Origin of the sequence: Brevibacillus porteri (assembly GCF_003013475.1) — a bacterium.
GTDB classification, from domain to species: Bacteria; Bacillota; Bacilli; order Brevibacillales; family Brevibacillaceae; genus Brevibacillus; species Brevibacillus porteri.
The window spans coordinates 34,939-49,161 of sequence record NZ_PXZO01000057.1; the positions used below are offsets into that span (position 1 = coordinate 34,939).

Annotated in this window: 16 protein-coding genes; all 16 read right to left on the bottom strand. The window is 48.0% G+C overall.

Features of this window, described 5'->3' with window-relative positions; all coding sequences use genetic code 11:
- Nucleotide 1: 1 nt before the first annotated feature.
- A complete protein-coding gene (locus C7R92_RS26335) occupies nt 2-1,198 on the bottom strand; it encodes an NADH-quinone oxidoreductase subunit C (protein ID WP_106836181.1) in 1,197 nt (398 codons plus the stop codon).
- Nucleotides 1,195-1,713, bottom strand: coding sequence for a NuoB/complex I 20 kDa subunit family protein (locus tag C7R92_RS26340; RefSeq protein ID WP_007725455.1), 519 nt, complete (start codon nt 1,711-1,713; stop codon nt 1,195-1,197). The genes C7R92_RS26335 and C7R92_RS26340 overlap by 4 nt, the downstream gene beginning before the upstream one ends.
- Nucleotides 1,704-2,075, bottom strand: a complete 372-nt coding sequence (locus tag C7R92_RS26345) for an NADH-quinone oxidoreductase subunit A (protein ID WP_007725457.1) — start codon at nt 2,073-2,075, stop codon at nt 1,704-1,706. Before C7R92_RS26345 ends, C7R92_RS26340 begins: the two co-directional genes overlap by 10 nt.
- Before the next feature lie 303 nt (nt 2,076-2,378).
- Nucleotides 2,379-3,119: a DUF6042 family protein gene (locus C7R92_RS26350; protein ID WP_017252348.1), complete on the bottom strand. Its 741-nt coding sequence runs from the start codon at nt 3,117-3,119 to the stop codon at nt 2,379-2,381.
- 221 nt (nt 3,120-3,340) lie between these two features.
- Nucleotides 3,341-3,739, bottom strand: coding sequence for a F0F1 ATP synthase subunit epsilon (locus C7R92_RS26355; RefSeq protein ID WP_106836182.1), 399 nt, complete (start codon nt 3,737-3,739; stop codon nt 3,341-3,343).
- 27 nt (nt 3,740-3,766) lie between these two features.
- Nucleotides 3,767-5,176, bottom strand: a complete 1,410-nt coding sequence (gene atpD / locus C7R92_RS26360) for a F0F1 ATP synthase subunit beta (RefSeq protein ID WP_007725462.1) — start codon at nt 5,174-5,176, stop codon at nt 3,767-3,769.
- A 48-nt stretch (nt 5,177-5,224) separates the two neighbouring features.
- Nucleotides 5,225-6,088, bottom strand: a complete 864-nt coding sequence (gene atpG / locus C7R92_RS26365) for an ATP synthase F1 subunit gamma (RefSeq protein WP_069850991.1) — start codon at nt 6,086-6,088, stop codon at nt 5,225-5,227.
- Between the two features lie 74 nt (nt 6,089-6,162).
- Nucleotides 6,163-7,674 (bottom strand): F0F1 ATP synthase subunit alpha, encoded by a 1,512-nt coding sequence (gene atpA / locus C7R92_RS26370; protein ID WP_017252351.1) that lies wholly within the window; start codon nt 7,672-7,674, stop codon nt 6,163-6,165.
- Between the two features lie 43 nt (nt 7,675-7,717).
- Complete coding sequence (locus C7R92_RS26375; protein WP_106836183.1) at nt 7,718-8,245, bottom strand: F0F1 ATP synthase subunit delta; 528 nt, start codon at nt 8,243-8,245, stop codon at nt 7,718-7,720.
- Nucleotides 8,242-8,745, bottom strand: a complete 504-nt coding sequence (gene atpF / locus C7R92_RS26380) for a F0F1 ATP synthase subunit B (RefSeq protein ID WP_017252353.1) — start codon at nt 8,743-8,745, stop codon at nt 8,242-8,244. The genes C7R92_RS26375 and atpF overlap by 4 nt, the downstream gene beginning before the upstream one ends.
- A gap of 175 nt (nt 8,746-8,920) precedes the next feature.
- A complete protein-coding gene (gene atpE / locus C7R92_RS26385; RefSeq protein ID WP_017252354.1) occupies nt 8,921-9,151 on the bottom strand; it encodes a F0F1 ATP synthase subunit C in 231 nt (76 codons plus the stop codon).
- A 43-nt stretch (nt 9,152-9,194) separates the two neighbouring features.
- Nucleotides 9,195-9,989: a F0F1 ATP synthase subunit A gene (gene atpB / locus C7R92_RS26390; RefSeq protein ID WP_017252355.1), complete on the bottom strand. Its 795-nt coding sequence runs from the start codon at nt 9,987-9,989 to the stop codon at nt 9,195-9,197.
- Between the two features lie 113 nt (nt 9,990-10,102).
- A complete protein-coding gene (locus C7R92_RS26395) occupies nt 10,103-10,471 on the bottom strand; it encodes an ATP synthase subunit I (protein ID WP_106836184.1) in 369 nt (122 codons plus the stop codon).
- A gap of 13 nt (nt 10,472-10,484) precedes the next feature.
- Entirely contained in the window at nt 10,485-10,658 is a 174-nt protein-coding gene (locus tag C7R92_RS26400; protein WP_017252357.1) for an AtpZ/AtpI family protein, read from the bottom strand.
- A gap of 165 nt (nt 10,659-10,823) precedes the next feature.
- The gene (locus C7R92_RS26405; RefSeq protein ID WP_017252358.1) at nt 10,824-12,014 is read right to left on the bottom strand and encodes an acetyl-CoA C-acetyltransferase; all 1,191 of its coding nucleotides are present in this window, start codon (nt 12,012-12,014) and stop codon (nt 10,824-10,826) included.
- 147 nt (nt 12,015-12,161) lie between these two features.
- Nucleotides 12,162-14,150 (bottom strand): AraC family transcriptional regulator, encoded by a 1,989-nt coding sequence (locus C7R92_RS26410; RefSeq protein ID WP_106836185.1) that lies wholly within the window; start codon nt 14,148-14,150, stop codon nt 12,162-12,164.
- Between the last annotated feature and the right edge of the window lie 73 nt (nt 14,151-14,223).

Sequence of the window (14,223 nt, forward strand, 5' to 3'; positions counted from 1 at the left end):
GCTAAACCTCCTCGTCGTATTGCACATAATCTTTGCGCAGCGGATACCCAACCCAATCATCCGGCAACAGGATTCGACGTAAATCCTTATGTCCCGGGAAATGAATACCCAAAAGGTCAAAAGTCTCTCTTTCATTCCAATTTGCGCCATGCCAGAGGTCCATTACAGAAGCAACTTTTGACTCTTCTCTGCTCGTTTTGACCTTTACTGCCAAGCTTTGGCGATTTTTGTAGGAATAAAAGTGGTAGTATACCTCCAGGCGATCCTCATAATCGACACCGTGAAGATCGGACAGGTACTCAAAGCTCAATTGCTCGTCATCTCTTAAATATTGGGCAACTTGATACCAACGTTCGTTTTGAATGGTGAGAGTTGGAACTTCCTTTCCCAGCTCGTTAATATACGAAGCCTCGATGACTTCCTGTCCAAATGCTTCGGAAATTCTTGAAACGTATTTATCAAGATAGGGCTGGTTTTTGGAAGGTGCTTTCGGCGCTTCCTCTGCCGGGGCCTCATCACCAGTCGCTTGCGCTGTTTTTGCCTTCGCTGCTGCGGCGGCTGCTGCTTTGGCTTTTGCGGCAGCGGCTGCCTTTGCCTTGGCGTCGTCATCACCCGATTCATCGCCGCCTGCTTCACGTGCGGCTTTTGCCTTTGCAGCGGCCGCTGCGGCAGCCTTGGCTTTTGCGGCTGCTGCTGCCTTTGCCTTGGCATCCGCATCTGGAGCTGAATCAACTGTATCGGCTCCAGTTTCCGCGGCTTCCTTTGCTTCCTTCGCTGCTTTTGCCTTGGCTAGTGCTTCTGCGGCAGCTGCTTTCTTGGCTGCGGCTTTTTCTTCTGGTGTCATTTCAGACACAGGTTTTGCTGGTGTAGCAACTGCTTCTGATTGTTGCTCGGCAACTGGAGTTTCCGCTTCCGCAGCTTCTTTTGCTTCCTTCGCCGCTTTTGCCTTAGCAATCGCTTCTGCCGCTGCTGCTTTCTTGGCTGCGGCTTTTTCTTCAGGCGTCATTTCAGACACAGGTTTTGCAGCCGGAGCAGAGACTTCCTCTTGTGGTTCTTGTGATGGCTCCACTTGGCTCGCCTCTTGGGAAGCCTGGGCTTCCTGTTCTCTTAATTTTCGCAAAGCTTCTGCCTTGGCACGGGCTTCAGCCGCTGCCGCTGCCTTTTCCTCCGGCGTCGGCTTGCGTTTCTCGTCGCTCATAGATTGGTCACCTGCTTCCCAGTCTTCGCTTCGTAACGGATTTTTTCTTGAAGCTTATTAATTCCGTAGATCAAAGCGGCAGGGTTAGGCGGACAACCTGGAATATATACGTCGACAGGCACAATCTGGTCTACACCTTTTACCACGCTGTACGAGCGCACATACGGACCTCCCGCTGTCGCACAGGAGCCCATGGCAATCACCCACTTTGGTTCAGGCATTTGATCATACAGCCTGCGCAGCAGTGGGGCCATCTTTTTCGTGACGGTTCCGGCTACGATCATGACATCAGATTGTCTTGGGGATGCTCGAAAAATAACGCCAAACCGGTCGAGGTCATAACGAGCCCCACCCGTTCCCATCATTTCGATCGCGCAACAGGCCAAGCCAAAGGTTAATGGCCACAACGAGTTACTGCGAACCCATCCCTTCACCGTTTCCAATGTCGTGAACATGACGTTGCGATTCAATTCCTCTTGCAATTCAGGCGCAATACTTGTCAGATCTAGTTCCATTCCAGCACCTTCTTTCTCCACGCGTAAATCAATCCTACGATGAGCAAGGATATAAAGATGACCATCTCGACTAAGGCAAAGAGCCCCAGTTCTTTGTAAGCGACGGCCCACGGATACAGAAAGAGTGTTTCTACATCAAAGATCACAAACATGAGGGCAAAGATGTAATACTTCACGTTGAAACGCACCCAACTGTCACCAACAGGAATGTTACCGCTTTCATAAGTAGTTTGCTTCTCCCGTGTCGGTTTCTTTGGACGAAGTAATGGACCAACAAAACTGACTGTAGCCACGGGCAACAGCACACCAAGAATCAAAAAGATCGCGACAATCACATAATTGTTGGTATAGATGTCACTCACCCACGTTCCCTCCGCTCTTGAGAAAGGTATGAATCGTCTTGCGCTGTCCTCCAGAAGAAGTCGTGACTCCCTCAAAAGGGTACTGCTCGCAGCATCAAAGGTGTAGGTATGAACGCTGTCGCTAAATGATACTGCTAGAAAAAAATACCTTTATCATTATAGCAAATTGCCAATAGGGTGTCTAACGAAAGCCTTCCTTTTGTGCCATATAAAGGGAAAAAACTCGGAGATTTCTCCCCGAGTTTTTCCAGCATAGTATGATGACCAAACGAATATATCCGTCTGATCCTCTTATTCTCTTAATTATTGAACGTTGTTTGAAAATTGCTGTCCGAGGAAGTCCTCGTAAATGCGCTCCCATACAATCGCAAAGTTCATCTTATCGTCTTCTGGGATCTCCAGCATATTTTCAATCGCTTCTTCCATATATGGAGTCAGCTTGATCAGAACCTCTGCCAGCATCTGATCATTGGTGTTCAGCAATTGCTTCATTTCTGCTTTGGACATGCTGAACGTATTTTCTTCTTGCTCGTGCAGCTTCATCACGAGGCGGCTAAACATCGGATGTACCAATGCTTCCAGTTTAACATGAGCCAATGCAAGAGATTCTGCTTCGCTCAGCTTGAACAACTCAGATGCGTCTGGGAATGGATAAACCGGTACATCCCAAGCATCTCCATTATCGATTACCAGACCCCACTTCACGAAAAGCTCAATCGCTTCGTCAAGAGATGTCGGATATGCATAATCGGAACGGCTCATGAACGCTTTGAATCTGTTCAAGAGGTTTACATAGCCTTTAAAATCCTCTTCAGACTTAAAGCCTTCTTTAACAGGCTCGGTGAATGTGCCTTTCAATGCTTCGAACTCGTCCAGAGCTTTTTTCATTTCTTCTTTTGACTCATGCTTCGTTACTACATAGCACATTGCCTGGAAGAGAACTTTCATTTCATGAGATAGCACGCTTGTCCAGCCATTAGCCGCAAAGCTGCTAGGAATCACTACGCCATCTTGGTTGTGGCGGATATCGCGAACGGTTTGCATCAATTACACTCTCCTTTAATCCCAATAGCCAATGCCGCTTTTTCCCGCTGTTTTTCATGCTAACGTAGCTCGTCGGCAGGGCATTAGGTCTATTATACACAGAAACATTAGGCAATTACCAACTGGAAATATCATGCCCGATTACCATGGCTCATCATTCATCACCTGATAACCGAAAAATCCCCGCAGCCACATGGGCGCGGGGATATCAAGCTTACGCTTTACTTCGCTACGTCGAGACGTGCCACCGCACGTTGCAGCGCGCGTTCTGCACGCTTGACGTCGAGCTCGGCATATTTCTCAGCCAAACGCTTTTCAGCACGCTCTTTCGCTGCCTTCGCGCGTTCAACATCGATGTCTCCCGGCAATTCAGCCGTTTCAGCAAGGATGGTTACTTTATCGCCGCGCACTTCCATGAAGCCGCCGCTTACAGCCATCTTTACTTCTTTATCGCCTTCTGTCTTAATCCGAACTGGCGCTGTTTTCAGCGGGGTTACCAACGGCACGTGGTTCGGCATAATACCGATTTCCCCTTGCAAGCCGCGAGCAATCACCATTTCAGCCTGACCGCTGTAGACAACTCGTTCAGGAGTTACGACTTCAACTGTCATCTTACTCACTTACTCGTCTCCCCTTTCCAGGGTGTCTTACGCCATTTTCTTCGCTTTTTCTACCGCTTCTTCAATTGTACCTACGTACAGGAACGCGCCCTCTGGCAGGTGGTCATGCTTACCTTCGAGGATTTCCTTGAAGCTGCGAACGGTTTCTTTCAATGGCACGTATTGGCCTGGGTTACCAGTGAACTGCTCGGCAACGTGGAAGGACTGGGACAAGAAACGTTGAATGCGGCGAGCGCGTCCAACTACTTGCTTGTCGTCGTCGCTCAACTCGTCCATACCGAGAATCGCGATGATATCTTGCAGTTCTTTGTAACGTTGCAGGATTTTTTGAACGCTACGAGCCACATCATAGTGTTCTTGTCCTACTACATCAGGAGCCAGAGCACGGGAAGTGGATGCGAGTGGATCTACCGCAGGGAAGATACCCAACTCAGCGATGGAACGCTCCAAGTTCGTTGTAGCGTCCAAGTGAGCAAACGTAGTAGCAGGAGCCGGGTCAGTGTAGTCATCCGCTGGTACGTAGATCGCTTGAATGGACGTTACGGAACCTTTTTTCGTGGAAGTAATACGCTCTTGCAGCTGACCCATTTCGGTAGCCAGTGTTGGCTGGTAACCTACCGCAGATGGCATACGGCCCAAGAGAGCAGAAACTTCGGAACCCGCTTGAGTAAAGCGGAAGATGTTATCAACAAAGAGAAGAACGTCGCGGCCTTCTTCATCACGGAAGTATTCCGCCATAGTCAGACCAGTCAACGCTACACGAAGACGTGCACCAGGCGGTTCGTTCATCTGACCGAATACCATCGCGGTTTTCGGCAGTACGCCTGCGTCTTTCATCTCGTGGTACAGGTCGTTACCTTCACGGGTACGCTCACCTACACCAGCGAATACGGAAATACCACCGTGCTCTTGCGCGATGTTGTTGATCAGCTCTTGAATAGTAACGGTTTTACCTACACCCGCACCACCAAACAGACCGATCTTACCACCCTTGATGTACGGAGCCAAGAGGTCAATAACTTTGATACCTGTTTCCAGGATCTCAACAGTCGTTGCTTGGTCTACGAACTCAGGAGCTTTACGGTGAATTGGGTCACGACGATCTACTTGACCGAGTTCTTGCAGGTCGATCGGCTCACCCAATACGTTGAATACGCGTCCGAGGGTAATTGCACCCACTGGAACGGAGATAGCTGCACCAGTATCAACTGCTTCCATACCACGAACCAAACCGTCAGTGGAAGACATCGCAACGGTACGAACCAAGTTATCGCCCAAATGAGTAGCAACCTCAACAGTCAAGTTGATGTCGCGCTCACCAGCGCTTTGTGCTTTATGTTGAATCTTGATCGCATTGTAAATGGCAGGCAGGTGTCCGCGGTCGAACTCGACGTCAACAACCGGACCCATTACCTGAACCACGCGTCCATTCGCCATCTTACTTCTTCCCTCCTGTAAAGCTAAATTGGGAGCTATTCGCTGCCACTAAGCCTGTGCGTTTGCACCTGCAACGATCTCGGAAATCTCTTGTGTAATGGCTGCCTGACGAGCACGGTTGTAGCTCAACGTTAAACGGTTGATCATATCCGTAGCATTGTCTGTCGCACTGCCCATTGCAGTCATACGGGAACCTTCTTCGGAAGCTTTTGCTTCGAGGAGTGCACTGTAAACCAGTGTTTCCGCATATTTCGGCAACAGATCCGCCAATACTTCTTCCGAGGACGGCTCATACTCGTAATTCAATTCGCGCGCATTGTTGCTCTCGGGAGCTTCCAATGGCAGCAATTGTTTTACGGTAGGTATTTGCGAAATTGCACTTTGGAACTTGTTGTAGCACAGGTACAGTTCGTCAATCTGCTCGTTCTCGAACATTTGGACTGCTGCACCGGCAATTTTCTTGATATCAGCAAAGGCTGGGCTGGCTGGCAGACCTGTCACTTCCTCCAAAAGAGGGTAGTTCCGTTTGCTGAAGAAGTCACGACCTTTGCGGCCAATCACAAAAATACCATACTCATCCTTGGACTTGTGCTTCTCGTTAATGGTATTTACCACTCTACGGAGAATGTTGGCATTGTAACCCCCAGCAAGTCCACGGTCGGAAGTGATGACAATATAACCAGTCTTTTTCACCGGACGATTTTGCAACATTGGATGTTTGGAACCAGAGTTCCCACTCGCGATGCTTGCGATCACTTCTTGGATCTTGTCAGCATACGGGCGTGCCGCCTCAGCTTTATCCTGGTTACGGCGAAGCTTTGCAGCCGCCACCATTTTCATCGCTTTCGTGATTTGGCGCATATCCTTTTTACTTTTGATACTGCGTCGAATCTCACGTATTCCTTTAGCCACTCGTTTTCACCACCTTGAGGACGCATGCACGGGCAAATGGCCCGGCATGCATCTGATGTCTATCAGGTTAACGATTAGCGAGTTACCGAAAAGCCTTTTTTAAACTCTTCGATCGCTGCGTTGAATTCTTTTTCATCTGGAAGGTCTTTCGTTGTGCGGATGTGCTCCAACAGTTGCGGTTTGTTGGAATCCAAGAAAGACAACATCTCTTTCTCAAAGCGGCGCACATCTGCTACTGGAATGTCATCCAGGAAACCTCTTGTAGCGCTATAGATAGAAGCCACTTGCTTCTCAACAGACATTGGATCGAACTGACCTTGTTTCATGATTTCCATCAAACGCTCACCACGGGTCAAACGAGCTTGGGTCGCTTTGTCCAGATCGGAACCGAACTGAGCAAACGCAGCCAACTCACGGTATTGAGCCAACTCAAGCTTGAGTGGACCTGCTACCTTTTTCATCGCCTTGATTTGCGCGGAACCACCTACACGGGATACAGAAAGACCAGTGTTAACCGCTGGACGTTGACCTGCGTTGAACAAGTCTGTCTCCAGGAAGATCTGACCGTCCGTGATGGAGATCACGTTGGTTGGAATGTACGCGGAAATGTCACCCGCTTGGGTTTCGATGAATGGCAGAGCCGTAATGGAACCAGCGCCCAGATCATCAGACAGTTTTGCAGCGCGCTCCAGCAAGCGGGAGTGCAAGTAGAATACGTCACCAGGATATGCTTCACGGCCTGGAGGACGGCGGAGCAAGAGGGACATTTCGCGGTATGCTGCAGCCTGTTTGGACAGGTCATCGTATACGCACAGAACGTGTCCGCCTTTGTACATGAAGTACTCAGCCATTGTTACACCAGTATAAGGAGACAGGTACAACATTGGAGCTGGGTCAGACGCAGTAGCAGAAACGATGATGGTGTAATCTAGAGCACCTGCTTTACGCAGTGTTTCTACGATGTTTGCAACGGTGGATTGCTTTTGACCGATTGCAACGTAGATACAAATCATATCTTTACCTTTTTGGTTGATGATCGTGTCGAGCGCCACTGCTGTTTTACCAGTTTGACGGTCACCAATGATCAACTCACGCTGTCCACGACCAACCGGGATCATCGCGTCAATCGCTTTGATACCTGTTTGGAGTGGCTCGTGTACGGATTTACGCGCCATAACACCAGGAGCCGGGCTCTCGATTGGGCGGAAACCGTCATTTGCGATAGGGCCTTGACCATCGATAGGTTGACCCAGTGGGTTTACAACGCGGCCGAGCAGCGCTTCCCCTACTGGAACTTCCATAACGCGGCCGGTACGTTTTACAGTATCGCCTTCCTTAATGTCGCGGAAAGGTCCCATAATAACGACACCCACGTTATCTTCTTCCAAGTTGAGTACCATACCCATTACGCCATTTTGGAACTCGAGGAGCTCACCTTGCATGGCCTTTTCCAAACCGTGAACACGAGCAATACCGTCACCTACTTGGATGACTGTGCCTACATCCACAACTTCGATTTCAGATGTAAAGTTAGCGATCCGCTCTTTAATGAGGGAGCTAATCTCTTCTGGTCTGATTGCACTCACTTAATTCACCCCATTCATCCAACTTCTTAAAAGCCATCGAACTTTACGCCTTTTGCGCAAAGGTTTCCAACTTCGTTTTCAGGCTGCCATCGTACAGACGGTCGCCAATCTTGATAATAATGCCGCCGAGAATCGCTGGATCTACAACTGCTGTCATACGCAGCTTTTTGTTCAGCGTTTGACCGAACTTCTCAGCCAGCTCATTTTGCTCTTCAGTAGAAAGCGGCTTTGCACTAGTCACAATCGCATCTGCGAATCCACGAGCTTCGTTCGCCAATTGTACAAAAGAACGGTAGATATCAACCAGATCAACTTCACGTCCGTTTTCAATCAGGACGTTTAGAAAATGAAAGGTTTCTTCCCCAACATGGCTTTTGAACAATTCGTCAGCGAGCTGGCTTTTTGCATCTGCTGCGATGTGCGGGTGCAACATGATCTTTTTCAGATCTTCATTGCTTTCTACCGCTTCTACGATTGCACCCAGGTCTGCTTCTACCTGATCAATCTTGCTACGCTCACTCGCTACTTCAAAGAGAGCGCGAGCATAACGTTTCCCTACTGCGCTACTCATAGGCGATCTCCCACTTGTGCGAGAAATTTGTCAACAGTAGACTTTTGAGCTGCTTCGTCCAGTTCTTTCTCAATGATCTTGGAAGCCAAGAGCACGGAAAGACCAGTCATTTGCTCACGCAGTTCGAGTTTTGCTTTTTCTACTTCACGAGCCAGTTCAGCACTTGCATCTGCTTTCATGCGCTCAGAAGCTGCTTGTGCTTCAGCAACGATTTTGCTTGCTTCATCAGACGCTTGCTTCGCAGCACGGTCGATGATCGCTTTAGATTCAGCGCGAGCTTCATCCAAAAGACGGCGTTGTTCAGCCAAAAGCTTTTCGGATTCCTTGTGGTTGCGTTCCGCAGTAGCAAGCTCGTTCTCAACATGAGCACGGCGCTTTTCCAATACGCCCGCAATCGGTCCTGTTGCATATTTGGAAACAACGATCAACAGCAAAACGAAAATAATCACCTGGAGTAATAATGTGCCCCATTCCAGGGATACGGCTCCAAACTCAACCATTTTTAGTTCACTCCTTCCTGACAAACGAAAGATTCTGCAATAAGTTCTATACGCACTTACCAGAATTATTACTAGAAGACTTCATTGCCAAGCTTTGGCCGAAGCCTGATTTTTCCCTACTAAAAGATAGGCGAAGGTAACCCCTCCGCCTATTTAATACTGTTCAGCTGTTCGCTTAGCCCAGACGTCCCATCAAGATGAAACCTACAGCTACAGCGATAATTGGAATCGCCTCTACCAGACCCATACCGAGGAACATGATACCCATCAGGTTACCACGAGCTTCAGGTTGACGAGCAACACCTTCAATTGTTTTAGAGATTACGTTACTTGCACCAAAAGCACCACCAAGTGCTGCCAAACCGAAAATAAGACCCATAGCAATAGCTACACCCATAACTTCCATGTTAAAAATACCTCCCTAAATTGTTGTTAACCAAAACTAGATTTTAGTGTTCATCATTCACAAGTTGTGAAATGTAAACCATAGAAAGAGTCAAGAAAATGAACGCCTGAATTGCACCTACGAAGACGGAGTAGCCGAGCCAAATAAATAATGGTGCTGCGGCCAAAACACCCCCACTCAACAGGAAGGCAATCATGATCTCTTTTGCAAAGAGGTTACCGAACAAACGCAAAGGAAGCGTCAACGGTTTAATGATAAACTCCTCAAGAATGTGAATCGGGTTGAGGAATACGTGCTTAAACCAACCACCTGGACTTTTCTTGATACCAAGGTAGTGGGAGTAAAGCAAGACTACCAATGCCAAACCAAATGTTACGCTTGGTGTAGCAGTTGGCGACTTCCACCAGATAACGTGAGCCCCTTTGTCAGCGAGCTCGTGCTCAACGGTTTCGCGCTTTTTCGCTTCGGCTTCTGGCGTAGGAGCAATCGTCAGCATCTTCATAACACTTTCGCTGATTTCACCTTTGTGCACTGTGGTGACGTTGGCGATAACACCTAGCTGGTTCCCAATGAAGATGTAGAGAAACAACGTAATACCAAGCGTCATCATCATCATGACTTTCTTGTGATCCATGTATCCTGCAGTAACATTCTTGACAAAGTCAAAAATCCACTCAACTGCATTTTGCTTAGCACCAGGTACTCCGGTTTCCAGCTTTCGCGTCATTACAAACAGGAAGATAAACACAAGCAGTGCGGTAAGAACCATCATGAGAATCGTAGCGATGTCAAATACCATGCCGCCTAAACTAAACCGTAACGTATAATGATGACCCATCTTTTCACCCCTTTCCATCGATAGATAGAGGTTGTCCGAAACTCTGTCTACACATTGCTATCGAACGCTCTCTGTTAAAATCACTTCATTAAAAGGAAATGCTGGTAACAAATCTATTTTGAATTGCGGAATACGAGTAGATAGCTGATCCCTTGGATCAAAAACACCCCAAGTAGAACTCCTGATAATGTGAACATATGAGGGAAAAGAAAGGTAGTATAGGCGGCTAGCCCGGCAATCATGAACCGAAGCATCGTGCCCGTTCCTTTTGGTCTGATATTAGGGTCATCTGCCATTTGTCCAACAACCCAGACCTTGCTTGCGAGAACGCTGGTATTAATGATTCCTGTCACTATTCCAAGCACTAAACTCTGCAAAAAAACCTTGTGTTCAGGCAATACAATCATCAGTATCACAAACAATGCCATACACCATAAAGAATAGCGAAAAGTCTTTCGCATCGCTAAAGCAAACGCTTCCATCGTTCGTCACCCCCTACAGATACGGGCGAATGAGTCGATAGACAGTGTATACACCAATAGCAATCCCTGTAATCAAGCCGATAAGCAAGAACCAAGGATCAGTCGCTAGTAGGCGATCCGCGTATCTGCCGATCATAAAACCGGCAACCACACAAATGGCAAAGTCAAGACCAAGTACGCTGACCAAACCAAGTGCTCGCCATGGATTGTCAAGTTTCGCCAGTTTATCCTTCTCCTTTCACATAAGGAGAGGGCACACAATTTCCAAATGCCCTCATCCATATTAACGAAGATTTATTCCCTTTGTCAACGCAAGCGTTTCGGTGTACACAAAGCGTTCACAATTTAAAAATTAAATTTTCTCGACAATTGTGGAGACGCCCTGTCCCCCACCAATGCAAAGAGTCGCTAAGCCATATTTTGCCCCTTCGCGCTTTTGCAATTCATGGACGAGCGTGACCAAAATTCTCGCGCCACTCGCACCGATTGGATGTCCCAAAGCGATGGCTCCACCGTTGACATTTAGCTTCTCACGATCAAAGTCCAGTGCTTTGCCAACAGACAGTGATTGGACGGCAAAAGCTTCGTTTGCTTCGATCAAATCGATGTCAGCAATCGACAGTCCCGCTTTTTCCAGTACGCGTTTGGTCGCGGGAACCGGACCGTACCCCATGATGCTCGGATCAACACCTGCACTCGCATTGGCTACGATACGAGCAAGTGGCTTCACTCCCAGCTCTTCTGCTTTCTCGCGCGTCATAATCAAGAGAGCTGCTGCTCCATCGTTGATGCCGGATGCATTCCCTGCTGTCACGGTTCCATCCTTTTTAAATGCAGGCTTCAGCTTGCCTAGCGCTTCGGCTGTCACGCCAGCACGCGGGAATTCGTCCACGGCAAACAACACCGGGTCACCCTTTCGCTGCGGGATCGGAACCGGCACGATCTCTTCTTGAAAACGACCACTAACGAGCGCTTGCTGAGCCTTTTCTTGGCTCCACGCTGAAAACTCATCCTGCTCTTCGCGTCCGATTTCGTATTTGGTGCAAAGATTCTCCGCAGTAATGCCCATGTGGTAGTCGTTGAAAGCACACCACAACCCGTCGCGAATCATGGAGTCTACTACTTTCTGATCTCCCATGCGGTAGCCTGAGCGCGCTCCTTCCATTAAGTATGGTGCCTGGCTCATATTTTCCATCCCACCAGCCAAGACAACTTCTGCCTCACCAGCAAGGATTGACTGAACGGCCAAATGAACGGCTTTTAGACCTGAACCACAAACCTTGTTGATTGTCAGGGAGGGAACTTCATGAGCAAGGCCCGCGTGAATAGAAGCCTGGCGCGCCGGGTTTTGACCCAAGCCTGCTGACAGTACATTCCCCATTATCACTTCATCGACCGCATCCTTGGAAACACCTGCACGATCTAGCGCTGCTTCCAGTACAATCCCGCCCAGCTTTGTCGCGCTGACACCTGCAAGCGTTCCTTGAAAGCTACCTATAGCAGTGCGCACAGCACTCGCAATGACGATTTCTCTTTGACTCATCTTCCACACACCCCTCGAATACACAGGATAGGCAACCTTCTTAAGATTCCATCTTTTCATGATAATTCCTGCCAGGAAATCGCTTTCTTTTCCAATTCATGAAAAACCGTCACAGCTCATAGAGAAGAGTGTGACGGTCTGAATGATTTATAGAAGTGCTTCTGCAATTTCATCGACGATATTGTTGATGGCAATCGGGCCGTAATAGGCGATCCACACGGTTGTGTTTACCTCGTACACCTTATCTTCCTTGGCTGCTTTTAGCCCTTTCCAAATGGAGCTGTTTTTGTACTCGTCCGTTAATGCTTGATTCGCTTTGTCCGTTACGACAAATAGGTGATCGGCATTTACCTCTGGCAACACCTCCAGAGAAATCATCGTAGCTGTATCTGATTTATCCATCGCTGGTTGGGGAGGAGTCAGTCCCAAATCGGAATACAAGATAGCAGCCGTACGGTGTTCAACTGTGTGCAGTCGAATGGCATTGTCACGAGGACGAATAAGTGCGACGGACTCACCCTTGAGCTTGGTTGCGAATTCTGCTTTCAATTTGTTCGTTTTCTCTTGGTAGTCTTTTACGATTTGCTCAGCTTGTTGTTCTTTTTCGAGAATTTTTCCGAAGGTAATCAGCGTCTCTCTCCAGTCTTCATTCCGGTCAAACATGATGGTTGGAGCGATTTTGTTCAAATTATCATAGATTTTATCTTGAAACTCCGTGCATATGATCAAGTCAGGCTCCATAGCAACTACCGCTTCTGAATTGGGCTCGTCTTTTGTTCCGAGTACGTGAACATCTTTTAGCTTGTCCATGAGATACTCTGGAAACTTCGAACCGTCCCCCGTTGTAATGACACTACCTGCAGGCAGCTCGCCCAAGGCAATCATTTGATCTGCGTATTGCGTATCCAGCACAGCGATTCTGACTGGTTTAAAATCAAGCGTCAGCTCGCCTTTCATGTGCTTGATTGTACGCGTATCGCTTTTCTTCACTTCTTGATTCGCGCTAGATTGCGTGGTATTCAACTGTGTCGCCACCTGATTCGAAGCGCCTGCTGCTGCGTTCCCCGAATTGCTAGTATTCGTACCGCCGCCTGAGCAGGCTCCCAGCAGCAAGGTAAGGCTCAGCATCAGGTTCAGTGCCAGCATCGCTTTTGTACTCTTATACATCGGTACGGCTCCTCCATCTCTTGATCGCAGGTGATTTTGATTTTCATTTTCAATGTGATCATTATATTTCCACAGCTTTTGACCAGCAATGGAATATCGCGACAAGAGTAATGGACTTTGGCGACGAATTTCCGATGTCAGCGGATTTTCCTTATACATAGAAGGGGAGAAGCCTGTATATTTTTTAAAGATACGACTGAAATAATAGCTGTCTGTATAACCTACTGATTCCGCTACCTCTTTTAGTCCCAAATTCGTTTGACGCAGTAGTTCCTGCGCTTTTTGAATGCGCACCTGGATCAGATAGTCGATAGGGCCGACCGCTAGCTGGGCTTTAAAGGTGCGTTGCAAAGATCGGGAGCTGCAGTTTAAGAGCGCGGAAAGATCATCGAGTGTGAACGTCTCTGCGTAATGCTCCTCGATATACCTGACGGCCTGAACGACCAAATTCGGTACCGTTACCCCGATTCCTTGCGACTGCATCTGTGCCATTAGCTCACATACGAGTTGATAAAGCAGGGCCTTGGCTCGCAGCTTGTCCAGGTTGCCGTTCTGATTCCACACTTGCTGCATACGTGAAATCGCGACAAATACATTTGCCTGATGCATGGGGGCTAATCCGTATTGGATGTGAAAAGGTTGTGTTTTCTCCAGTAAACGTAACAACTCCTGCCGACAAGGCAACGGTAAATGAGCTTTGTACAAAATCAGATAGTATTCCAGCTCATCCTTTATTTCCTCGATATCCACGTAAGTACCTTTGCCAGCATGGGCCATATAGCAATTCTTGATAGCATGTACATTCCCGTCTAGACGAATCAGACCACTGCCTCTCACCGAAAATAGAAAGGCACTAGCCGGCAATTGATAGGATCGCAGCTGCTCTCCGGCTCGCATGACGATATGCCGTACATCATGTAATCGTACACTTGCCTGATTCCATAGAAAAATATGATCATCCACGTTCATTGTCCCACACTCAACTCCTTGATAGCCCTCCCATCGTTCTTCTTTTCATTCTATTTGATAACCATTCTCATTT